This is a genomic window from Pseudoalteromonas sp. APC 3358, assembly GCF_030408075.1.
Taxonomy (GTDB): Bacteria; Pseudomonadota; Gammaproteobacteria; order Enterobacterales; family Alteromonadaceae; genus Pseudoalteromonas; species Pseudoalteromonas arctica.
In genome coordinates this window covers 270,078-293,178 of sequence record NZ_JASDCE010000002.1, presented here as the reverse complement: position 1 = coordinate 293,178, position 23,101 = coordinate 270,078, and the positions used below count along the sequence as shown (strand labels likewise).

Sequence of the window (23,101 nt, the reverse complement as noted above, 5' to 3'; positions counted from 1 at the left end):
AAATCAAAATGCTGTCAGTAGCATAAACGGTGACTATGAAAAATAACCATATTAAAAACCCTATTACTGCTTCTCAAAGAAAACGACTTGTTCGCTTAATACTAGCGGCTGGTTGTTTTGTATTACTAAGCTGGGTAGGTGTTAATAGTAGTTTTCAGAGTCATCAGTTACTTTATGATAGTGCCGATAGCACGGCAAAAAGCCTCACTCAGTTTATGGCTTTAAATGTTAAAACACCGCTTATTGAAAAAAACAAACCACAGCTCAACGCCATTTGTAACGATATAAGTAAAGATGAATTTGTACTTTCTGCGACTATTTATGATCAACAGGGCATTTTAATTGCTAGCAGTGACAATTGGCAGTCACATCATATTTATGGACAACTCCCTGACTCTACACCGGGTATTAGTAAACTAAAAACACCTTTTATGGAACCCGTGATAAGCGATGATGACCGCCCTATAGGCTTTGTGTCTGTTACTTATTTAACTCGCGCCGCAATATCAGACAGCCATAATCATTTTCATGACTTAGGTCGGCAGGTACTATTAATGCTAGTGATTGCATGTATTTTTACGTGGCAGTTAGGGCGTGGATTAAAACGTTGGCAGGTAAATCGCTATATGCAAAAAACATCTGAACAAGAATCGTAAAGCTGCTTTGCAAGCGTCCCTCTTTCACTATGTGGCTTTAAATCACATAACGCGTTAAATACATCAGGTATATGCAGTGGCGTGTTAACTTCACCTTGATGACCGCTTAACGGCATTGAAGGTGAGTCGGTTTCAAGTACTAAGTGCTCTGGCTCAATAGCAGCAATAACAGCGCGTGTTTTAACTGCGCGATCATAGGTAATAACACCGCCTACGCCAAGTTTAAAGCCTTGTTTAATATAATATTGCGCTTGTTGAAGCGATCCTGAAAATGCATGGATCACTCCCCCATTTTTTGGCTTACACCGCTTAAACGATTGCGCAATTAAATCATGGCTTTGCCTATGATGCACAATGAGCGGTAAGTTAAGCTCATTAGAAAGCCCTATTTGCTGCTCAAATAAATAAGTTTGTTTAGGAAGGTTTTCAATACTTCGATCAAGCCCGCACTCACCAATAGCTACTAACTGATGCTTGTTTGCAGTCGCGAATTCAAATAATGCTTCTATGTGCGATTCTTTATGTTGCTCTAAAAAGTAAGGATGTAGCCCTGCGGCTATTTTTATACTTGGGTAAGTTGCTTTGAGTTTTATGAGAGTATGCGATTGAGCAAGCGTAATACCCGGCACAACAAACTGATTAACTCCCTTTGCTACACACTCGTTTATGAGCGATTCACGATTCGAATCAAACTCGCTAAAGTCGAGGTGGCAATGAGAGTCAATAAATTGCACGGTTACTTACTCATCTATTTATTAAGGATTTAAGCGCGTAACTTGCCAGCTATTATCTGCTTGACGCTGGTACATAAAGCGGTCATGCAAACGATGCGCCCCACCTTGCCAAAACTCAATTTTAGTGGGTACTACACAATATCCGCCCCAAAAATCAGGTAATGGAATTTCACCTTTAGCAAACTTACTTTTCATGTTGGCGAAGGTTTCCATGAGTACTTTACGTGATGACACCGGACGACTTTGCGCTGACGCCCACGCAGCTAATTGGCTTTCTTTAGGACGAGATAAAAAGTACTTTGCCACGGCAGATGTAGGTAATGGTTTAGCCTCGCCATACACAATAACTTGGCGTTCCATGTGGTGCCACGGAAAGTGCAGCGATATTTTGTTATTACCTTTAAGCTCTTGCGCTTTACGCGAACCTGTATTGGTAAAAAATACAAAACCGTTATCATCCAGATGCTTTAAAAGCACAATGCGCTGTGAAGGCTGACCGGTTTCATCAACAGTTGCTACAACCATCGCAGTTGGATCGGGTAACTGGCTTGCCACTGCATGCTCAAGCCATGTTTCAAACTGCTTAAACGGATCATCTTGCAAGTTATCTTCGCTTAACGCGTCTTGCAGGTATTCACGGCGGATATCTTCGAGTTTCATAACAAGTCCTTTAAATAAAGCCTTAGAAAAGAGCTTAGAGTAGCGAGCTTAAAACAATGGATGTTGAGTAGTAACAAATATTAAGATTCAGGTGTATGCGATAACAATAACACCGAGCCTCGGGTGTATTCGATAGCAGTAAACATAGAGTCTCAGGTGTATCGTTGGGTTTCGTTTCACTCAACCCAACCTACAACGTAAACTACACAACTCAGATATCTGCAAGTGTAGGAGTCCTAGCAAGGCGGTAAAACTATTTATGCCAAGGAGCATACGGTTTGTATGTGACTTTGGCTAAATAAACTTCTTAACGCAGCTAAAGCGAACTACACAACTCAGATATCTGCAAGTGTAGAAGTGCTGACAAGACGGAGTGCTTTTTTATGCCAAGGAGCATACATTTAGTATGTGACTTAGGCTAAAAAAGCACGACAACGCAGTCAAAGCGAACTACACGCAGCAGACGGTTCACCTAAGTAGTTTAGCCTAAGACAAGGCGTCCAACCCGACTTACCCCTATGAGCATACGGTTTGTATGTGATTAGGGTAAGTTGGGGTGGATAACGTAGTATTAGGTTAAAATACGACGGTGATTACATTTGCTCCATGACTTCAATACCTAGCAAATCCAATCCCGTTTCTAATGTTTTAGAAACCAAATTACACAGCACTAAACGGCTATCGCGCACGCTTGGCTCTACGCCCTCTTTAAGTACTGGGCAGGCTTCGTAAAATGTCATGTATAAGCTTGCTAGCTCATATAAGTAACCACATAGTACGTGCGGTGTTGCTTCGCTGATCATTAAATCAAGTACTTCTTCAAGCTGTAGTAGCTTAAGTGCTAGTGCTTTTTCTTGAGGCTCAATAATTGCAACATCTGAATTTAATGTAGCTGCATCAACGCCTGATTTGCGGAAAATACTGCGTATACGTGTATAAGCATATTGTAAATAAGGAGCGGTTGCGCCTTCAAAGCTTAGCATGCTGTCCCAGTTAAAAATGTAATCGCTGGTACGGTGCTTAGAAAGGTCGGCGTATTTAACTGCGCCAATACCTACTTTACGTGCAATCTCGCTGCGATCGCTATCACTTAAATCCGATTCACGTTCAGCTAGTTTTGCAGCTGCACGGTTAATTGATTCTTCTAATAAGTCAGCAAGTTTTACTGTGCCGCCAGTACGTGTTTTAAATGGTTTGTTATCAGCGCCCATCATGGTGCCAAACGGGCAAAACTCGTAACTTGTTTCGTCTCGTAATAAACCTGCTTTACGCGCTGTAAGCTCTACTTGATTAAAGTGTAGATTTTGACGTGCATCTACAAAAATTAAGATACGATCAGCACCTAATTTATTTGAACGGTAATCACATGCCGCTAAATCGGTTGTTGCATATAAAAAACCACCGCCAGATTTTTGTACGATAAACGCAGAAGGTTCACCATCTTTGTTGGCAAGTTCATCTAAAAACACAACTTGCGCGCCTTGCGACTCTACTGCAATATTTTTATCTTTAAGTAGGCTAATAATATCGTTAAGTTCTGCGTTGTATGCGCTTTCAGCCATAATATCAGCTTGAGTAAGTGTTACATTTAAACGCTTGTATACTTCTTCAGAATGCTTAACTGAGGTAGCTATAAACAGTTTCCAAAGTTTTTCACAGTGCGCATCGCCGCCTTGTAATTTAACAACGTAATTACGTGCTTTATCAGCAAAGCCTTCTTCGTCGTCAAAGCGTTTTTTAGCATCGCGATAAAAGGTTTCTAAATCGGCAAGCGCTACAGAATCTAAATCAACACCTTCGCTAATTTGATCTTCTAAATGCGCGATTAACATACCAAATTGCGTGCCCCAATCACCCATGTGATTTTGACGTACAACCGTGTCGCCTCTAAATTCAAGCGCACGCACAATTGAGTCACCAATAATGGTTGAACGTAAATGGCCTACGTGCATTTCTTTAGCAAGGTTTGGTGATGAATAGTCAACAACCACTTTTTGCGGGTTAGCATGCTCGTTTACAGCAAGCTTTGCATCACTGTTAGCTGCTTTAACGCTTTGCGCTAAAAACTCAGGTTTTAAATGAATATTAATAAAACCAGGGCCCGCAATTTCAGTCTTTTGAGCAATATCGCTTACATCAAGATTATCTATAATTTTTTGCGCAAGCTCACGTGGATTGCTTTTCATTTTTTTAGCCGCGCCCATTGCTGCATTAATTTGGTAATCACCAAATTGTGGACGTGTGCTTTGTGTTACTGCTGGGTTTGTATCTTCAGGTAAGCCTGCGCCCGCCATTGCGGCAATGGCTTTTTCGATTAAAATAGTACGAATATTCATATTTTTTACCTTTGTAAGCCCGCCAAAGCAGGCTTTCAGTTAACTGTAGTCAGTCGATTCTAGTTTTCGCGAGTGTGGTTAAATGTCACTTCTGGGTAACGCTCTACCGATAAATTAAGATTTACACGGCTCGGCGCAATGTAAGTTAAGTTATCGCCACCATCGAGTGCTAAATTACTTTCGCACTTGCGCTTAAAGTCTTCAAACTTTTTCACATCGTCGCTGCTTACCCAACGCGCTGTATTTACGTTTACACCTTCGTAAATAGCATCTACGTTATATTCGGCTTTTAAGCGCGCTACAACTACATCAAACTGAAGTACACCTACCGCGCCCACAATTAAATCGTTGTTTATAAGCGGTCTAAATACTTGCACAGCACCTTCTTCAGAAAGCTGTACTAAGCCTTTTAATAATTGCTTTTGCTTAAGTGGATCGCGAAGACGAATACGGCGGAATAATTCAGGCGCAAAGTTAGGGATACCGCTAAATTTAAGCTTTTCGCCTTGTGTGAACGTATCACCAATTTGAATGGTACCGTGGTTATGCAAACCAATAATATCGCCCGCGTAAGCGTCAGCTGCGCGCTCACGATCGCCCGCCATAAAGGTTACCGCATCAGAAATGCTCACTTGCTTGCCAATTCGCACGTGATTCATTTTCATGCCTTGGCTGTACTTACCCGATACAATACGCATAAATGCAATACGGTCACGGTGCTTAGGGTCCATGTTGGCCTGAATTTTAAATACAAAACCAGTAAAGTTTTCTTCAGTTGCAACAATAAGTCTGTCTTCGGTTTCACGAGGCAGTGGCGTTGGTGCCCATTTAGTTAAACCATCTAAAACGTGGTCAACACCAAAGTTACCAAGTGCGGTACCGTAATAAACTGGCGAAAGCTCACCGGCTAAAAACAGATCTAAATCAAATTCGTTTGATGCGCCAATAACAAGCTCAAGCTCATCGCGTAATTGCGCAGCTAAATCTTCACCAATGGCAATATCAAGTTCTGGGTTATCAAGACCTTTAATGGTACGAACTTCTTGAATTTTATGACCCTGACCTGTTTTGTATAAAACAGCTTCGTCATTATGAATGTGATAAACACCTTTGAACTCTTTACCACAGCCAATTGGCCAAGTAATGGGTGCACAGGCAATATTTAGCTCTGTTTCAACTTCGTCAAGCACTTCCATTGGGTCGCGAATTTCACGGTCACATTTATTCATAAACGTAACAATTGGCGTTGTACGCAGGCGTGTAACTTCCATTAGCTTACGGGTACGATCTTCTACACCCTTTGCCGCATCAATAACCATTAAACACGAATCTACCGCAGTTAATGTGCGGTAAGTATCTTCCGAGAAATCTTCATGTCCTGGAGTATCAAGTAAATTAACAAGTGCGTTGTTATATGGAAACTGCATTACAGAGGTAGTAACAGATATACCACGCTCTTTTTCCATTTCCATCCAGTCAGACTTTGCATGCTGGTTAGAGCCACGGCCTTTTACAGTGCCGGCTCGTTGAATAGCTTGTCCGAATAACAATACTTTTTCGGTAATGGTTGTTTTACCAGCATCTGGGTGAGAGATGATAGCAAAGGTTCGTCGTTTATTAATTTCGCTAAGGAGATTTTGATCTGCCATTAAAAAAGTTCTTTTAGTTTGTATACGGATATTATCCACTTTAAGTATGCTGAGCTTTCAAGGCTTAAATAATACCAATTGCATTAAATTAGCGTTCTATTATAGCGATAATAAAATAGCGCAATAACAAGGCGAAATTATCACATAGAGTTATTCTCTATGAATAATTTTTAACGTAGTTAGTGAGTTATTTAATACGCTAGAACGATCTTGTTTTTAATAAAATTGGTATAGAGCAACCTCGAAAGCTCAACACACCATCAGAAAAGCCCTAAATTGGCCCTTCACATGCGATCCGTTATGTTAATCGTAATTGGAAACTATTTTCGCTGATCTTGGCCTTATAAACAATCAATGGTTGGTTATTAGCTGATCTTTTTTATTAATATGGATTTTGGGAAGCCTAACTGCAAATGAGGTACAAAAAAATCAGTAATAAGCCAAATAAATAGAATCAGCACACAATACACCAAGCCTCTGCACACCATTAGAATTTTTAAGCCTTGCTTGAGAATATAACCTAGTGGCCCGGCTAACAGCCCAGCGTTAACCCACTGGTATTTATAACTGAGAGTAAATTAGAAAATTCAATTTTAAGTGATAGCATTTATCTTTAAAAAAATGACTTTAAAAGATGTAAATTTATGTAAACTTTTTTGAACGATAAAATAACGGTTATATGCATGTAACTTATTAAATTAAAATAACTTAATAAAATAAAAAAAAACCAATACAGAGCTAAATACCATGCAACTACTGATTGTAATTTAGCCACCAAGACCGCCACAAGCTTGTGTAATAAAGTCGTAACGCATATTATTGATAGATTGCATGGAGGATAAGTCGTTTGGTCATGAAAACCAGTAAGTTAAGTATTAGATTATTATGGTATATAACACCCCTTGTTATTCTACCGCTGCTATTTTTAGGTGGCTTTACGCTCACCAATGTAACTAATTCAACACAAAAACAAGCTGATTTAATAATGAGCCGTTTTGTTGAGCAACAACAGCAAAAAATATTTAATTATATCGACTCTTTTCACTCTACTGCAAAACTACTTTCAACCTCGCCAGTACTTAGTGATTTTTTAGCAAACGACATTCGTGCCAACGGTAATTACACCCGAAAACTTGGCGCGCTTATGGATGTATTTGCCAGTTACAGTGAGGCTTATCCCGATATAATTAGCATTAATTTAGTTTCAGCCAGTGGGAAAAGCGATGCCTACTACTCTAACAACCTAACAACAGCGCCTAAAAGCTACCCGTTTTTTAATCAAGTATTGCAAAGTAATTTAAGTAAACAGCAATTTATGATTCAAAAGGATGATGGCACCACTAGTTTATATTTTATTCAACGAATTTATAGTGTTGATTACTATTTAAAACGACCACAGCAGCTTGGTTTTATTGTAATACATATAGAACCTTCAATACTAAACTCTAGTATTTTAGAAGCGCCATATAACAACACGCTTAATTTAATGTTGACTAAAGACGGGAAAATTTTATTTAGCTCCGATTATAATATGCGTGGCCAATACATAAGCGAGTACGAACTTAATCAAGTGCACGACCTCGCTGATATCGGCATGCTTTCAACTATTGAACTCTCAAGCATAGACAAAATAGAGCGAATGATTTTTGCAGTGCAAATGCCCGGCGGATATTATTACGTATCGACCATTCCCAAAGGGGTGCTTTATCAATCAGGTAAAGCCATAAGTTTAATAACAGGCTTAATTGTTATTATTTCGGTGATCACCCTGCCAATATTAATTTTTGTAGTGGTCCGCAATTTATTACTTAACCCAATTGAGTTACTCGGGGCTGCGAGTCATCGTGTTGGTGATGGCGATTTGTCGGTGCACTTACCAGCTCATACAAATGATGAAGTAGGTGTTTTATTTAACGACTTTAACCACATGGTTAATCAAATAAGGCACTACCAACAACAGCTTGAAGAATACAAACACCACCTTGAAGATAAAGTGGAAAGTCGTACCCAAGCACTTGAAGCTATGAACAGCCAACTTGAGTTAGCTATTGGCCAAGCTGAGCAAGCTAATCAACTTAAGAGTCGTTTTTTAGCTAACATGAGTCACGAAATACGCACGCCGCTCACGGCCATTATGGGCTTTACAGAGCAGTTACTACATAACGATAAAGTAGCGAATGACAAACAACACCTAAGCACTATTTTACGTAATTCCAAACACTTACTAGAGTTAATAAATAACATACTCGATTTATCTAAAATTGAAGCTGAAAAGCTGGCTGTTGATTTGTCAGCGTTAAACGTAGTGCAGCTTGTGCACGACATTGAATCAATTATTCAACCACTGGCACAAGAAAAACAATTAACCCTTAATATCGACTATCAACTGCCGCTACCCCGCACCATTTATAGTGATGTGACCCGCTTAAAACAAATACTTATAAACATTGCTAATAACGCTGTTAAATTTACCGAAAATGGCAGCGTGTCTATTTGTGTGCATTATTTACAAGCAAGTCAAAAGCTAGAGTTTGTAATTAAAGATACTGGTATTGGTATGTCTGAGCATCAAATAGAACGTGTATTTAAGCCGTTTGAACAAGCCGATGCCACAACTACACGTCGTTTTGGTGGTACAGGTCTTGGGTTGTGTATTTCTAAAAACTTAGCACTGTTACTTGGTGGCGATGTAAACCTTGAAAGTGAAGTGGGTGTAGGTAGCCGAGTTACAATTAGGGTGGCATGTCAGCTATCTGATGATCAACCCATGCTTGAGTTTTTAACGCAAGAAAGCCAGTTAATACCAGAGAAAGATCCTCTCTTATCGTTTGCAACCAATAGCTTCGACGCCAATATATTAGTGGCTGAGGATAACCCAGATAACCAACTATTAATTAAATTATTACTGCAAACCTGGGGCCTTGAACCCGATATTGCCAGTAATGGCGCACAAGCTGTAGAAATGGCGCTCGTAAACGACTACCAACTTATTATTATGGATATGCAAATGCCTGTAATGGGCGGATTAGAAGCGACTAAAATGCTTCGTCATGCAGCGTATGATGGCCCTATCATTGCCCTTACTGCCAATGTAATGAACCATGATATAGGCACTTATCTAGAAGCTGGTTGCGACAAAGCACTGGCTAAACCCATTGATAAAGATGCTCTGGAAAACGTACTCGTAAGCTACCTGCATCTTGAAAAAGATAATCAAAATAAATGGGATAGCCTATTAAAGAGCGAAAAGTTTCAGCAAATTGCCGATAATTACTTAGCTAACTTACCTACATATTTAGAAGAAGTTAAAGCTTTGCAGCATTGTGATGATTGGGAAGCATTAAGAGGTATAGCGCACAGTGTTAAAGGTAGTTCTGGATGCTTTAACTTTGATGAAATTTACCATAGCGCTGCGGCACTTGAAGAGAACTTAAAAAGTAACAATAAAGTACCAAGAGACGAGCTGGTAAATGATTTAATAGCAGCCATTGAGCAAGCAATTAGCGACAAAGTAACCTAAAAAGTAAACTTACAAAACGGTACAAATGCAGTACTTTAGCGGCTCTATATTTTAAATGCTAATTACCGACTTTAATTATGAAAAGTTTAAACCTAGCGCCATACCCATTAAAATAGCGTCTTCAAAGCCATTTTTAGCAGGGTTATCGCTTGGGTAGTAGTTTTTGCGCACTGACATCTCAGCAAAGCCTGCGCGCTCGTACAGCGCAATAGCACGCGTATTTGATTCGCGTACTTCTAAAAAGAGGTTTTCAGCATTTTGCTGCTCACCATATTCAATAAACTGCGCTAACAACTGCCTTGCAATACCCTTACCCTGGTGACTTGGTGTTACACAAATATCCATAAGTGTAAAATCAGGCCCTGCTTTTTCACCAATATAAAAACCAATCATGCTCGCCTCATCAAATGCGGCAACATTAAAGTAGCGTCCACCTATACATGAACCCATTGTATTTAAAGTCCACGGATGGCTATGACACGCTGTTTCGATGGCCATTAATTGAGGTATTGCAGTTTCATCTACTGATTTAAAGTTTATCAAGGTGTTCACTCATTAAAGCCCATAAAGCACGCTTCTCAGAGGCGTTGAGCTGTGGGGTTGGCAATGTAAGCTTATTGTCGTTTAATTGCATCTCACTGCCCTGTACAACGCTATTTATAATAATAGGCTCTGCACTGAGTTTAATGTCTGCAAGTAGTTGCTCATTTAGCGTTAAAGAACTAGCTATCGTGCTTTGCGATAAAGTATTAGCTTGATCATTTGCTTGAGGACAATAATGTTGATTGAGTTCAAGATTTTCTATATCAAAAATAGCTGCGTAACGTGGATGCATAACAACTCAGTAGATTAGACATTTGAACAATATAAGAAGTAATAAAAACGATGTAAAGAAGAAATGGCAGGGGCGGAGAGATTCGAACTCCCAACCATCGGTTTTGGAGACCGCTGTTCTACCAATTGGAACTACGCCCCTGCAATGACGACGAATTATAGAGAAGTTTCGCCAAAGGTAAAGAGAAAAATCACTCTTTTAGTTTAACTGCTTTTTAAATAAACAAAACGGCGAATTAGCATGCTAATTCGCCGTTTTTTAATCACTTAAAATTAGTTAATTAAAACTAAAATTAATTATTCCCATTCGATAGTTGCAGGTGGTTTACCTGAAATATCGTAAACAACACGAGAAATACCATCTATTTCGTTAATGATACGGTTTGATACCACACCTAAAAACTCATAAGGTAAATGTGACCAGCGCGCTGTCATAAAGTCGATTGTTTCCACACAACGAAGTGATACAACCCAATCGTACTTACGTGCATCGCCCATAACCCCTACCGATTTAACAGGTAAGAATACAGTAAACGCTTGACTTACTTTATGGTAAAGCTCAGCTTTGTGAAGCTCTTCGATGAAAATCGCATCAGCGCGGCGTAATAAATCACAGTATTCTTTTTTGATTTCGCCAAGTACACGCACACCTAAACCTGGTCCAGGGAAAGGATGACGGTAAAGCATGTCGTACGGTAAACCAAGCTCTAGGCCAATTTTACGTACTTCATCTTTGAATAATTCACGTAATGGCTCAACTAGGCCCATTTTCATGTCATCTGGTAATCCACCCACATTGTGGTGAGATTTAATAACATGCGCTTTACCAGTTGCAGATGCCGCTGATTCAATTACATCTGGGTAAATTGTACCTTGCGCTAACCATTTTGCATTTTTAAGCTTTTTGGCTTGCTCATCAAATACATTAATAAACGTATGACCAATGGCTTTACGTTTATCTTCTGGGTCTGACTTACCCGCTAGATCATTTAAAAACTGCTCTTCAGCTTCAACTTTAACAATATTTAAGCCAAATTTATTACCAAACATGTCCATTACTTGTTGGCCTTCGTTTAAACGAAGTAAACCATTATCAACAAATACACATGTTAGTCTTTCGCCAATTGCACGGTGAATAAGCATAGCCACAACCGATGAATCAACACCACCAGAGAGGCCTAAAATAACTTCGTCATCGCCAACTGTTTCTTTAATACGCTCGATAGCATCATCGATAATTTTTGCAGCAGTCCACAATTTTTCACAGCCACAAATATCAATAGCAAAACGCTCTAATAAGCGCTGACCTTGATGCGTGTGTGTTACTTCTGGGTGAAACTGTACACCGTAAAAACGTTTTTCTTCGTTAGACATTGCAGCATGTGGACAAGTAGATGTTTTAGCTGTTGTTGCAAAACCAGCTGGAATATCCATTACTTTGTCGCCATGGCTCATCCATACGTCGAGTATGCCGTTGCCGCCATCGGTAATGCTGTCTTCAATTGCATCAAATAATGCACAGCTGCCTACTTTTTCTACTTGTGCGTAACCAAACTCTTTTTTATCAGAGCTGTGTACACTTCCGCCAAGTTGAGCTGCCATTGTTTGCATACCGTAGCAAATACCTAGCACAGGCACGCCTGCATTAAATACATACTCAGGAGCGCGCGGGCTGTTTTCAAGTGTTGTTGATTCTGGACCACCAGAAAGAATAATACCTTGTGGGTTGAACTCGCGGATTTGCTCTTCAGTCACATCCCATGCCCAAAGCTCACAGTAAACACCAATTTCACGCACACGACGGGCGATTAATTGAGTGTATTGTGAACCAAAGTCTAAAATGAGAATTCGTGAATCGTGAATATCTTTGCTCATGGAGTATCTCGTAAAGTCTGATGCTAAATGCCGTTTGTTAATGTAAACGACTAAAAAGAGGGCTTGCAAAGCAAGCCCAGTATATTAAATTAATTACGCTGCTTAACCTAAGCGATAATTTGGTGCTTCTTTAGTGATTTGCACATCATGAACGTGCGACTCACCCATACCGGCTGAAGTAACACGTACAAATTGTGGTTTTGTATTTAGCTCTTCAATTGTTGCACAACCCGTTAAGCCCATAGCGCTTCGTAGGCCGCCCACTTGCTGATGAATAATCGTTGCAATAGGGCCTTTGTAAGCTACGCGACCTTCAATACCTTCAGGTACTAACTTGTCTGCTTCGTTTGATTTTTGGAAGTAACGATCTGATGAACCTTCTTTTTGATCCATCGCGCCCAATGAGCCCATACCACGGTAAGATTTGTAATAACGGCCTTGGTATAATTCAACTTCACCTGGTGCTTCTTCAGTACCAGCAAGAAGTGAACCCACCATTACACACGATGCACCAGCAACAAGTGCTTTAACAATATCACCAGAAAAACGAATGCCACCATCAGCAATAACAGGAATGTCGCGACCTTTTAAGCCTTCAACAGCATCTGAAATAGCTGTAATTTGTGGAACGCCACAACCGGTAACAATACGTGTAGTACAAATAGAACCTGGGCCGATACCTACTTTAACTGCATCGGCACCGGCATCAGCAAGTGCAATCGCACCTTCAGCTGTTGCTATGTTGCCTGCAATAATTTGTAAGTCTGGGTACTCTTTACGCGTTTTAGTAACACGGTCAATAACACCTTGAGAGTGACCATGCGATGTATCAATAAGTAAAACATCAATACCCGCTTCTACTAATGCAGCAATACGCTCATCAGTACCTGCACCAACACTTACAGCAGCACCTACACGTAAACGACCTTGGTCGTCTTTACATGCGTCAGGTTTGTCTTGGGCTTTTTGGTAATCTTTTACTGTGATCATGCCTTTAAGTTTAAATTCATCATCAACAACAAGGATTTTTTCAATGCGGTGTTCGTGCATTAAGCCTAAAATTTCTTCGCGTGCTGCGCCTTCTTTAACGGTAACAAGCTTTTCTTTTTTAGTCATAACGGTAGAAACAGGCTGTTCAAGCTTAGTTTCAAAACGCATATCACGACTAGTAACAATGCCTACAAGCACATTATTGCTATCGGTAACCGGAAAGCCTGAAAAACCTTTTTCGTGCGAAAGCTCAATTGCATCTGCAATTGTTAAATCGGCAGTCACCGTTACAGGGTATGAAACAATACCTGCTTCGTAGGTTTTAACTTTACGTACGTTTTTCGCTTGTTCTTCAATAGTCATGTTTTTATGAATAAAACCAAGACCACCTTCTTGCGCAAGGGCAATAGCTAAACGAGCTTCTGTAACAGTATCCATAGATGCTGAAATAAGCGGCAAGTTAAGTTTGATACCACGCGTTAAGCGAGTTGAAATATTTGCCGTGTGTGGCAAAACAGTAGAATGACCAGGTACTAAAAGTACGTCATCAAAGGTAAGAGCTTCTTTAGCGATTCTAAGCATTTTGGCAACTTCTCACATGTGGATCTAAGATAAGGAATTGCGGCCAAATTTTAACAGCGTTGTTGGCATGAGTAAATAATATTTCGCAAATATTTATGATAAAGTAGTGCAATAAATAGTTTTAGGTTGTTTTTTATGTTTTCGAAGCCTTCGCAGGCGGTTTACACCGTTTCACGCCTTAATAGAGAAATTCGCACAATCCTTGAGCAAGGTTTTGCATCTTTAGTGCTCACGGGCGAAATTTCTAACTTTATTACCCCTGCATCTGGACATTGGTACTTTTCGTTAAAAGACGATAAAGCACAAATTAAAGCCGCAATGTGGCGAGGCAATAATCGCAACCAAAGCTACCGCCCTGTAAATGGCGCACAAGTTACAGTAAAAGCGCGTGTATCGCTTTATGAACCTCGCGGTGACTACCAGCTTATTGTTGAGCATATGGAACCCGCAGGCGAAGGCCAGCTAAAACAAGAATTTGATGCGCTTAAAATGCGTTTAGCCGCCGAAGGATTATTTAGCTCTGCTCACAAACAGCCATTACCCCAAAATATTAATCGCATTGGTGTTATTACCTCAGCAACCGGCGCTGCTATAAAAGATATTTTAACGGTACTCAAACGCCGTGCACCGCAGCTAGAAGTCATCATTTACCCTGCTATGGTACAAGGCAAAGAAGCGCACGTGCATTTAATTAACCAAATTGAATTAGCCAACACACGTGATGAAGTAGACGTACTTATTTTAGGGCGAGGCGGCGGATCACTTGAAGATTTATGGTGTTTTAATCACGAACAGCTCGCCCGCGCTATTTTCAAAAGTGAATTACCGATAGTAAGTGCGGTAGGCCACGAAATAGATACCACTATTAGCGATTATGTTGCTGATGTTCGTGCAGCGACTCCATCAGCCGCAGCTGAGCTTGTAAGCCCAAATACGCAAGAGTTACACAACAAAGTAACGCAATTAGTTAATCGTTTATCTAACGCGTTTAAGCACGGTCTTGCCGATAAACGCGCACTAGCAACGCAGTTACAACACCGCCTTAATTTATGTCATCCGCGTAATCAGCTTAATCAAAAATCACAACGTTTGGATGAGCTAAGCATTGCGCTGCAACAGGCGATGCGTAATCGTTTATACCAGCAAGAACGCACACTCAATAACTTAACGCCGCGTTTAATGCGCCAATCACCCGATAAAAAACTCGCTACAGCAAGCCATCAACTTTCGCAATTACAAGCTAGGCTAAACCAAGCTATACAGCATCAGTTACAGCAAGCGAATAATAGCTTAGCACTGCAGGCTAGCAGGTTAGATTCAGTAAGTCCGCTTAATGTTTTAGCGCGCGGTTATAGCATCACTAAAACACAACAAGGCAAAGTGGTTAAATCTGTGGGGCAGATTAAAACAGGCGATGTTTTGATTACAGAGCTCGTTGATGGCTCTATAGAATCACAGGTTATACCTGTTACATAAAGTTGGTATTACTTAAAACTCTGTACTTAGCAACAATTTAAGCTCGCTATCGCTTGATGTGGAGGTAGTGCTTTTAAATTGTTGCCAAAACTCTTGCTTCATCAACTTGTCGTTTAGCTCTCGCCATTGAGAATTATCAAATGTGTCGTTATCAGCGGGTGCGGCTAGTTCAAATTCACATATCGTCGTTTTACATTTTGCACTAACAACATCGGGTATAATCGCTAAATCAGCTGTTAATAAAAAATCTTGTAATGCCATTTCAGTACGATAAGCCCATTCTTCGTCACGCGTTTGCTTTTCAAATTTATCACGTAAGATCTTCTCAAAATCTGAAGGACCTCTCATTTGCTTTAAAATGCTTTTAACTGTCGCTTTCTGTTCGGCGAGTTGCTGCTTAAGCTGAGTTACTTGCTCTTCTAAAGGTAGTTCATCAAGCATTTGGGTTTCTGAATAGGTTGGAGGCGTATCTTCAGCGGGCTCTATACTAACGACTTGCTCAGGTACTGCAGAGTCTGCATTACTTAATACCTCATTACTTTGTTGTTCAGTATGAAGCTTTTGCTGTTTTTCATAACTTGGCTGCGACTTAACAGATTCTGGATGACTTGAAGCTGCATTAAAGTAGCCCCAAGTTAAACCTACACCCGCAATAAACCCAATCCCTAGAGCCAATAAACTATTCTTGTTCATGTTAATTCCTTTTAAGTTTTATGATTTTTAATTACTTATAGCATTGCACTCGTGTGCGATTCGTTTTCAGGCTCAGGATTTGCTAAAAAGTTTTGGTTCATACTTTGCGCCGGACACTCACAATCCGGTCGACCAATAATTTTAGCGGGTACGCCAACAGCGGTTGTGTGTGGTGGAACATTGCTAAGTACAACTGAGCCCGCACCAATTCGTGCGCCCTCACCTACTTCAATATTACCAAGTACTTTAGCGCCGGCGCCAATTAATACGCCCGCTCTAATTTTAGGATGACGATCACCCTGCTCATTACCTGTACCGCCAAGCGTTACAGATTGCAAAATTGATACGTTATCTTCAATTACTGCTGTTTCACCAATAACAATACCGGTTGCGTGGTCAAACATAATGCCTTTACCCACTTTACATGCTGGGTGAATATCGACCCCAAACACTTCAGAGTTACGGCTTTGAATAAAGCGCGCTAGCTCTTTGCGGTTTTGTTGCCACAAGCAATTAGCCAAACGGTGCGCCTGAATAGCATGAAAACCTTTTAGATTTAATATAACCGTAAGATAGGTTTCTGATGCAGGATCGCGGTCTTTTACCGCTTTAATATCCTCAGCAACAAAAGATAGCATACGGTCACATTTTACAAATGCTTGATCGAACAGCTCTCGGATAGTGAATGCCGATACCACCGCATCAGCCAACTTATTAGCAACAATAAAGCTCAATGCCGAACCTAAACAATCATGATTCAAAATGCATGAATAAACATGACTTGCTAATAATGGTTCACGTGTTACTACATCGTTAGCTTCGTCGCGAAGCTGTTGCCAAATTGCATGACGCATAATACTGCACTGCCTTAAGTTGATATAAAATAGCCTTTTCCCAAGTCTAACGGATTTAAAGCCTAAGGTGTTAATCCCTTAGTTATTTGTTCTGGTTATTAGATATAACTAGGGACGATTAACTCTTTGTTGCCTACACGGATGTAGATAAGAGGCGTGAGCAGGACGCGGAAGCTTTGTTCGGTTTTTACTTATTCTTACAGGGATGTAAGTCAGTAGAATAACGCAGGAGCAGTTATCGAGCCCACTAGGTTACAAACCTCGCGCCGCGATTAAATCGACCCTAGGTTGAACAAATTTCAATCCACAGAGTTCAACACGCCCTAGCACCCAGAAATGATATTTCAAATACGTACCCATTTTTTAGATTAAGTTATACGACAGTAGCTAAAATTAGCAATACATACTTAAAATATAGTAAATTAATAAAAATCAAAAGCTAGCAACATACGAAAGCTCACCTGTCATATGAAAGAATACGGACTGACGTACAGCTGACGGCGTAAAAAAACGCTAAATTAATTAGGATTTAAGCTAAGTTTGTTCATTATACCGAGCTAAGCTATATTTAGTTTTATTGATTTTTTACATAAACAAATAGAAATGAGGAATTCAAAATGAGTGATGACTCTGAATTAAAAAATAAAGAAAAGCGTGGAATAAATATATTACTTCTCATTAGTTTAATAATTATGATTATTGGTATTGCCATCAAAATATATGATGCGCGTTTCATTAATTAAAGGACCCTACTACAGAGTCATTAAAGATATAAAGTGCCCCATAAGTTAGGGCACTTTCCAACCATTAAAAACCACTTAAATTATTGAAATACTTTTTCAACTTTTACTACTTCAATATTTTTTGCAGGAATTGCTAATTTGTAATCAGCAATTACTTTATCCTCAGCAACTAGTTCCGCTGGTTTTTTTGTGTTGTAAACCATTGGTGAGGTTTGCTGCGATGCTAAACGTTTTTGCATATCAGCGCCGTCTGCGGTTATAAACACATAGTGAACATTGTCTGTTTGTAAGTTTTCTTTAATAACGCGATTAACATCAGCAAGCGTTAGCGTTTTAAGTTTGTTAGTTACGTAACTTACAAAGCTATCTGTGTTGTAAAATTCGCTATCAAGCGCGTAACCTAATTGGCGGTTTTGACTTGCCACCATTTGCGGCACAAAGTTAATTAAAAAGTTACGCGTAGCTTCAAAGTCGTCTTCGCTCATACCATTTTCAATTAGCTTATCTAGCTCAAACAAGGCGGTACGTGTTGCAAAGTGCGCATCGTTATTAGAGCGAAGTGGGCGTAACCACACTTGAAATATTTGCTCAGAGCGCCCTAGGTTTGCATCAGGCTTGGTTTGAAACATACCACGTGGAAAGTATTCAATGTATGCGTAATCGCCATAGTTCATGCCGCGAGTTTCACGAATGCGCTCATATAAAAAGCTGTTAGAACTACGGTGCTCACCAAAGTACGAACGCACAAGCCAAAGGGCTGTCCAGTCTTCGCTACTTCTTATTGTATCAATAGGAAAACCAAACGATACCGCAGTCGATTGTGCCGATTTTTCTACAATCGTTGCATGATGACCTTTAAGCACTGGTGCATCAGGAATACTTAAACGGCTTTGATCACCTTTTGGTAGCGTTGCAAAATCGCTCATTATTTTAGCTTTAAGTTTTGCAGGAACAGCCCCAATTAAACCAACCGTGAGTTTAGATTGCGTAAGCTCGCTGTTATAAAACGCTTTAATATCATCAAGGGTCAGCGCTTCTAAATCCGAAATATCACCATAGTTGTAGCTTTCGTAAGGGTGATTTTTGTAAAGCGCACTGTATAGAATTTCTTTACCTAGCTCTTCATCGTTAGATGCTTTCAAACCTGATTTAATACCGTCGATCATTTCTTTTTTAAGGCGCTTAAAGTCATCGTCTCTAAAACCTGGATTTAGTAATTGATCGCTCACAAGTGAATACCACTGCGCCGCATTATCTTTATGAATACGTCCTTGGAACGACAGCATTTCTTTATCTATTTGATAACCAAAGCTACCCGCAAGCGGATAAAGTGCTTTTTGAATATCTTTATAGCTTGTCGCCTCTGAGCCACCTTGTGCAAGCATAGCCGCAGTGAGCGCAGCAACACCTTTTTTGCCTTGTGGGTCGGCAGCCGCACCGGTATTGAATAAAAAGTTAACATCAATTAATGGCGAGCTATTCGTTTTATCAAGTACTTTAAATACAGGTGCCGCAGGTGCTTGTTCAAGCTTTGCAGTAAGCGCATTTAAATCAACTTCTTGCTCAAAACCTGGGGCTTTATCAAGTGCCGACATTGTTAATGTGGTACGTGCGTTATCAGTAAAGTATTTATTAGCAACGGCTTTAATATCTGCGCTGGTAATGTTATCTGCCGATTTATACAGCTGGTTTATAACCTCAGGATCGCGCTCAAAATGCATGTAGCTGGCAAGGGTTGATGCAATCGCTTGCGACGAGTCTAAGCCATTTATAAAGCTGTATTTAAGGTTCGATTTTAAATCACTCAACTTTTGCTCATCAACAAGCTCAGTGCGTGCTTTTGCATAAGTGCGGTTAATGGCATCGCGTGCAGTGGCTAAATCGTCTGCGTTTTCTACTTTAACAAATACGTGTAATAAACCCGGATCTTTAGTCTCAGGGTTATAAGTAAACATTTGGCTGGCAATTTGTTTGTCGACCACTAGCTCTTGATATAAATCTGAATTATTTGAAAAATAAAGCTGTGAGATTAAATCAAGTGCCGCTCTGTCTTTTTTAGCAGGCTCCCACGCAGCGCCTTTGTACGATACAAGTAACCAATGCCCTGGTAGCGCTTCATCTTGCTGGTGCAAATATTTTGGTGCTTGTTGAACAGGTTCTGCTTTAATGTCAGCAACATAGTTACCCTTTTTCCAGCTACCCCAATGCTTTTTAACCATTGCCATTGTTGCTTGTGGATCTACATCGCCCACAATAACAAGTGACACATACTCAGGTTTATAAAATTTAGCAAAAAACTCTTTACCGTACGCCATTTGATCAGGCATGGCTTCTATGTCTTTAAAAAACCCCATAGTGGTATGTTTATACGTGTGCTTATCAAACGCTTCTTCGCGTACAGCGCTTAATAATTTACGAATTGGACTCGCGTTGTTTTTTAAGTACTCACCTTTTACCGTTTGTGCTTCTGTTCTAAATTGCTCTTCGGTGTAAGTTAAGTTTTGAAAAATATCAGCTTCAAGTTCAAGTACTTTATCAAGATGCTGCTTTGAAAAGTTTAAATGGTAGTTTGTAAAATCGTTTGTTGTATAAGCGCGGTTATCAACACCTGAATTTTTTAATATGTCTGAGTACACATCTTCAGGGTATTTTTGTGAGCCTTTAAACATCATGTGTTCAAAAAAGTGAGCAAAGCCTGTTTTGCCCTCTTCAACTTCGTTACGCGATCCAACCGATACCGGAATTTGCAGCGACACTACATCAGGGTAATCGGTTTTAACAACCATGACACGTAAGCCGTTTTCTAGCTCTTCAATTAAATAATCTTGTGAAAAAACACGATCATCAGCTTTATTTACTTGTTCTTGTTGTGCTGTTGTTTGCGTGCTTTGGTTTTGTTGCATGGCGCAACCTGTTAACGCCAGCGATACCGCTAAGCTGGTTGCTAATAATTTAAATTTCATTGTTGTCCCTTTTTTAAATTGAGCAAATTTGTTGTCAGATTTAACTCTTTAATTATGCCCCAAAGCCAATAAATATAAGAGCCCCAAGGGAATTTATTATGTAAACAACTGTGTCAATTATAAATTATGGGAACAAGCACTATGAATAAACATCATGTTAGTTGAAAAACTTTCACTAAATAAATCTATCTAGACGTCTAAATGGCTGCTATATTAAATCCATCAAAACAAACTTAGCTGGAATGAGGATTATGGCTTTATCACTAAAAGAGAAGATAGTGGACACCAACCAAGGTGTTTATCTTATTGGTACTACCCCGCCTAAAATTGGCACCGATAAAGCGCAATTAAAAACCATTGCAGAAAAGCTATTAGGTCGCTTACACGAAATTGAATACGACGGCGTGATAATTTACGACATTCAAGACGAAAGCAGCCGAACTAATCAAGACCGCCCATTTGCGTTTAAACAAACCGTTGATCCGCGTGAATACAGCCATTTACTTCGTAATTTGTCTGCACAAGATGTGATTACTTATAAAAGTGTGGCGCAGCGTGGCGTAGGCGAATTTAAAGATTGGCTAAGTGAAACTAAAAACGACTACGATTTACAAAATGTTGTTTTAGTAGGTAGCCCGTCATCGATAGGCGATATAAAGCTAAGCCTGCCAGATGCGTATAAAGCGATGGCTGAGCAATCAGATGATTTCTTTTTAGGTGGCGTTACTATTGCCGAGCGCCATTCAAGTAAACGAAATGAGCACGAACGATTAATAGAAAAAACAGCACAAGGTTGTCAGTTTTTTATATCGCAAGCTGTTTACGATGCACAAGCGACTATAGAGCTAATTACTAGCTACGCACGTACATGTAAAGCACAGGGTATTACACCTCAACGTATTATATTAACGTTTACACCGTGCGGCGGCGAAAAAACCTTAGAGTTTATGCAATGGTTGGGTATCTCAGTACCAGAGGCAACGAAATGGCGCATGCTTGATGCAGACAATACATTAAGCGAATCAGTACGTATTTGCCGCGAAAACCTCGACTTAATACTTAAAAGCTGTGCGCATTTAGATGTACCGCTGGGCTTAAATATTGAAAGCTTAACAAACCGTAAAGAAGAAATTGACGCATCAATCAACTTATACCGTTTATTAAAAGCAATAATGGAATTAAACCTAGCTGAAAAGCTAATAGCTTAAAGGCGAGGTTAGAGCTAATTAACACCCTTCTTGGCAAGCCTAATGGCTTGCTTTTTTATGTCCGTACTTTGAAAAATGAATTAATAAATACAAGTAAAAATTTGCAGCTTAAGCTATTTATTGAAGCTGTTTTTGGTTATTACTCTCAAGCCTTTTTAAGGCAAACCCCATCAATGAGCACATAACACCAAAAATTATTCCCTCATTAGATATAAATCTAATGCTAGGGAACGTTTCAAATAAGCTTATTATTGCTAATGAAAAAATAAAACCTATCGCAGAAAAAACCAGCCAAATTTTTGTGGCATGAGTCATGACGAACTTCCTTTTATTATGCTTTTTTAGCGAGCTTATACGCTTGTTTATTTTTATACATTGCGTGGTCTGCATCATTTAATAGCGCTTCAAATGGCTGCTTTTGTTTATTAGTAAAACTATAACCAATACTGAGCGATAAATCGCAAACGTCTTCTTTGAGTAAGGCTTTTGAATACTCAGTCGAAATTTTATCCATGATGTAGTTAATTTTGCTTTTATCGCTTACTTGCATTACTGCAACAAACTCATCGCCACCTAAGCGCCCTACTATATCAGCATCTCTTAAATGCGTTTTTAGCGTATCTGCCAATATAATTAAGGCTTTGTCGCCCACTTCATGTCCGCAGGTGTCGTTTAATTTTTTAAAGTCGTTTATATCAATAAACAAACAACACACGTCAAAGCCTAAACGTAGCGCTAAGTTAAGTTTTTGCTGGGCTAATAAGTTGAGTGCTCGGCGATTATAAATATCTGTTAATGAGTCTAACATGGCTATTTCGCGCATTTGCTCATAGCTATACACAAGCGCTAGGTCGTCTTCAATCAAATCACGTAGTTGTTCTATGAGTTCAAAATATTCATCGGTATAGCTTGTTTTCTGAGTGTCTTTTAAGCATAGCGTGCCAAATACTTCGCCTTCAGGCCAATGAATAGGTAAACCTAGGTAGGATTCAACACCATCTTCAACTACTTCTGGTAGGGTGTTCCATGCATCGTTATTACTTGCATCATTAACATATAAAATATTTTTAGTTTCAGCAACGTACCGACAAAACAGAGGTGTTTGAGGAGGGAGTATAGGGTTGGTCTCAAAGTTAGATCCACCCTCGTTACTTCTAATAACAACGCGATAGCCTTTGCTTGTTGCCTGAACTATATAACCAGACGGGGCTGAAAAAAGCCCCGTTATAAGGTCGATTGTTTTTTGCCATTTATGCAAAGATATTTGGCCATCAATACCAGAAAATGCCCATTGATCAATTTCAAACATTGCTTTACCTCGGCTATTT

General features: G+C 39.7%; 18 protein-coding genes and 1 tRNA gene. 5 read left to right on the top strand and 14 right to left on the bottom strand.

Going from position 1 to position 23,101, the window contains the following annotated elements:
* The first annotated feature begins 35 nt into the window (after positions 1-35).
* Positions 36-656, top strand: coding sequence for an AhpA/YtjB family protein (locus QL995_RS04015; RefSeq protein ID WP_007581635.1), 621 nt, complete (start codon positions 36-38; stop codon positions 654-656).
* Here QL995_RS04015 and QL995_RS04010 read toward each other — a convergent pair.
* From QL995_RS04010 to prfC, 4 genes are all read right to left on the bottom strand, one after another.
* Positions 623-1,390: a TatD family hydrolase gene (locus tag QL995_RS04010; protein WP_290293023.1), complete on the bottom strand. Its 768-nt coding sequence runs from the start codon at positions 1,388-1,390 to the stop codon at positions 623-625. The two genes, QL995_RS04015 and QL995_RS04010, sit on opposite strands and share 34 nt — an antisense overlap.
* A gap of 21 nt (positions 1,391-1,411) precedes the next feature.
* Positions 1,412-2,050 carry a pyridoxamine 5'-phosphate oxidase gene (pdxH, locus tag QL995_RS04005; protein ID WP_007581631.1) on the bottom strand — a complete coding sequence of 213 codons (639 nt, stop codon included), beginning with the start codon at positions 2,048-2,050 and terminating at the stop codon, positions 1,412-1,414.
* 593 nt (positions 2,051-2,643) lie between these two features.
* Positions 2,644-4,386, bottom strand: coding sequence for an arginine--tRNA ligase (gene argS, locus QL995_RS04000; RefSeq protein WP_197187753.1), 1,743 nt, complete (start codon positions 4,384-4,386; stop codon positions 2,644-2,646).
* 59 nt (positions 4,387-4,445) lie between these two features.
* Complete coding sequence (gene prfC / locus QL995_RS03995) at positions 4,446-6,035, bottom strand: peptide chain release factor 3 (RefSeq protein ID WP_007581628.1); 1,590 nt, start codon at positions 6,033-6,035, stop codon at positions 4,446-4,448.
* Positions 6,036-6,888: 853 nt separating this feature from the next.
* Between prfC and QL995_RS03990 the strand changes: the two genes are divergently transcribed.
* Positions 6,889-9,555, top strand: coding sequence for an ATP-binding protein (locus QL995_RS03990; protein WP_165721063.1), 2,667 nt, complete (start codon positions 6,889-6,891; stop codon positions 9,553-9,555).
* Positions 9,556-9,630: 75 nt separating this feature from the next.
* On the opposite strand, the gene rimI is transcribed toward QL995_RS03990, so the two are convergent.
* The 5 genes from rimI to guaB all read right to left on the bottom strand — a co-directional run bounded on the left by rimI (position 9,631) and on the right by guaB (position 13,836).
* Positions 9,631-10,098, bottom strand: a complete 468-nt coding sequence (gene rimI / locus QL995_RS03985; protein WP_007581622.1) for a ribosomal protein S18-alanine N-acetyltransferase — start codon at positions 10,096-10,098, stop codon at positions 9,631-9,633.
* The gene (locus QL995_RS03980) at positions 10,085-10,390 is read right to left on the bottom strand and encodes a hypothetical protein (RefSeq protein WP_169059768.1); all 306 of its coding nucleotides are present in this window, start codon (positions 10,388-10,390) and stop codon (positions 10,085-10,087) included. Before QL995_RS03980 ends, rimI begins: the two co-directional genes overlap by 14 nt.
* A gap of 64 nt (positions 10,391-10,454) precedes the next feature.
* A tRNA-Trp gene (locus tag QL995_RS03975) sits at positions 10,455-10,531 on the bottom strand.
* 155 nt (positions 10,532-10,686) lie between these two features.
* The gene (guaA, locus tag QL995_RS03970) at positions 10,687-12,264 is read right to left on the bottom strand and encodes a glutamine-hydrolyzing GMP synthase (RefSeq protein WP_024606053.1); all 1,578 of its coding nucleotides are present in this window, start codon (positions 12,262-12,264) and stop codon (positions 10,687-10,689) included.
* 102 nt (positions 12,265-12,366) lie between these two features.
* Positions 12,367-13,836, bottom strand: a complete 1,470-nt coding sequence (guaB, locus tag QL995_RS03965) for an IMP dehydrogenase (RefSeq protein WP_002958783.1) — start codon at positions 13,834-13,836, stop codon at positions 12,367-12,369.
* A 135-nt stretch (positions 13,837-13,971) separates the two neighbouring features.
* Between guaB and xseA the strand changes: the two genes are divergently transcribed.
* Entirely contained in the window at positions 13,972-15,312 is a 1,341-nt protein-coding gene (gene xseA, locus QL995_RS03960) for an exodeoxyribonuclease VII large subunit (protein ID WP_290293009.1), read from the top strand.
* Between the two features lie 12 nt (positions 15,313-15,324).
* Here the strand turns inward: xseA and QL995_RS03955 are convergent, their stop codons facing one another.
* Both QL995_RS03955 and cysE read right to left on the bottom strand, forming a co-directional pair.
* Positions 15,325-16,005: a hypothetical protein gene (locus tag QL995_RS03955; RefSeq protein ID WP_290293008.1), complete on the bottom strand. Its 681-nt coding sequence runs from the start codon at positions 16,003-16,005 to the stop codon at positions 15,325-15,327.
* 35 nt (positions 16,006-16,040) lie between these two features.
* On the bottom strand, positions 16,041-16,859 hold the full coding sequence (gene cysE, locus QL995_RS03950) for a serine O-acetyltransferase (protein WP_007581613.1): 819 nt from the start codon (positions 16,857-16,859) through the stop codon (positions 16,041-16,043).
* A gap of 617 nt (positions 16,860-17,476) precedes the next feature.
* On the opposite strand from cysE, the gene QL995_RS03945 reads away from it, so the two are divergent.
* Positions 17,477-17,602 (top strand): hypothetical protein, encoded by a 126-nt coding sequence (locus QL995_RS03945; protein ID WP_007581611.1) that lies wholly within the window; start codon positions 17,477-17,479, stop codon positions 17,600-17,602.
* Between the two features lie 80 nt (positions 17,603-17,682).
* Here QL995_RS03945 and QL995_RS03940 read toward each other — a convergent pair whose 3' ends face one another.
* On the bottom strand, positions 17,683-20,565 hold the full coding sequence (locus QL995_RS03940) for a pitrilysin family protein (RefSeq protein ID WP_290293002.1): 2,883 nt from the start codon (positions 20,563-20,565) through the stop codon (positions 17,683-17,685).
* Positions 20,566-20,816: 251 nt separating this feature from the next.
* Here QL995_RS03940 and QL995_RS03935 point away from each other — a divergent pair, with 251 nt between their 5' ends.
* A complete protein-coding gene (locus QL995_RS03935; RefSeq protein WP_021032136.1) occupies positions 20,817-21,773 on the top strand; it encodes a methylenetetrahydrofolate reductase in 957 nt (318 codons plus the stop codon).
* 117 nt (positions 21,774-21,890) lie between these two features.
* On the opposite strand, the gene QL995_RS03930 is transcribed toward QL995_RS03935, so the two are convergent.
* On the bottom strand, positions 21,891-22,088 hold the full coding sequence (locus QL995_RS03930; RefSeq protein ID WP_290292999.1) for a hypothetical protein: 198 nt from the start codon (positions 22,086-22,088) through the stop codon (positions 21,891-21,893).
* A gap of 16 nt (positions 22,089-22,104) precedes the next feature.
* Positions 22,105-23,082: a sensor domain-containing diguanylate cyclase gene (locus tag QL995_RS03925; RefSeq protein ID WP_290292996.1), complete on the bottom strand. Its 978-nt coding sequence runs from the start codon at positions 23,080-23,082 to the stop codon at positions 22,105-22,107.
* Positions 23,083-23,101 lie beyond the last annotated feature (19 nt).

Bases quoted from the DNA above. Each gene is read 5' to 3' on its own strand.
- QL995_RS04015 (WP_007581635.1), top strand. From the start codon at position 36: ATGAAAAATAACCATATTAAAAACCCTATTACTGCTTCTCAAAGAAAA.
- pdxH (WP_007581631.1), bottom strand. From the start codon at position 2,050: ATGAAACTCGAAGATATCCGCCGTGAATACCTGCAAGACGCGTTAAGC.
- argS (WP_197187753.1), bottom strand. From the start codon at position 4,386: ATGAATATTCGTACTATTTTAATCGAAAAAGCCATTGCCGCAATGGCG.
- prfC (WP_007581628.1), bottom strand. From the start codon at position 6,035: ATGGCAGATCAAAATCTCCTTAGCGAAATTAATAAACGACGAACCTTT.
- QL995_RS03990 (WP_165721063.1), top strand. From the start codon at position 6,889: ATGAAAACCAGTAAGTTAAGTATTAGATTATTATGGTATATAACACCC.
- QL995_RS03980 (WP_169059768.1), bottom strand. From the start codon at position 10,390: ATGCATCCACGTTACGCAGCTATTTTTGATATAGAAAATCTTGAACTC.
- guaA (WP_024606053.1), bottom strand. From the start codon at position 12,264: ATGAGCAAAGATATTCACGATTCACGAATTCTCATTTTAGACTTTGGT.
- guaB (WP_002958783.1), bottom strand. From the start codon at position 13,836: ATGCTTAGAATCGCTAAAGAAGCTCTTACCTTTGATGACGTACTTTTA.
- xseA (WP_290293009.1), top strand. From the start codon at position 13,972: ATGTTTTCGAAGCCTTCGCAGGCGGTTTACACCGTTTCACGCCTTAAT.
- QL995_RS03955 (WP_290293008.1), bottom strand. From the start codon at position 16,005: ATGAACAAGAATAGTTTATTGGCTCTAGGGATTGGGTTTATTGCGGGT.
- cysE (WP_007581613.1), bottom strand. From the start codon at position 16,859: ATGCGTCATGCAATTTGGCAACAGCTTCGCGACGAAGCTAACGATGTA.
- QL995_RS03945 (WP_007581611.1), top strand. From the start codon at position 17,477: ATGAGTGATGACTCTGAATTAAAAAATAAAGAAAAGCGTGGAATAAAT.
- QL995_RS03940 (WP_290293002.1), bottom strand. From the start codon at position 20,565: ATGAAATTTAAATTATTAGCAACCAGCTTAGCGGTATCGCTGGCGTTA.
- QL995_RS03935 (WP_021032136.1), top strand. From the start codon at position 20,817: ATGGCTTTATCACTAAAAGAGAAGATAGTGGACACCAACCAAGGTGTT.
- QL995_RS03930 (WP_290292999.1), bottom strand. From the start codon at position 22,088: ATGACTCATGCCACAAAAATTTGGCTGGTTTTTTCTGCGATAGGTTTT.
- QL995_RS03925 (WP_290292996.1), bottom strand. From the start codon at position 23,082: ATGTTTGAAATTGATCAATGGGCATTTTCTGGTATTGATGGCCAAATA.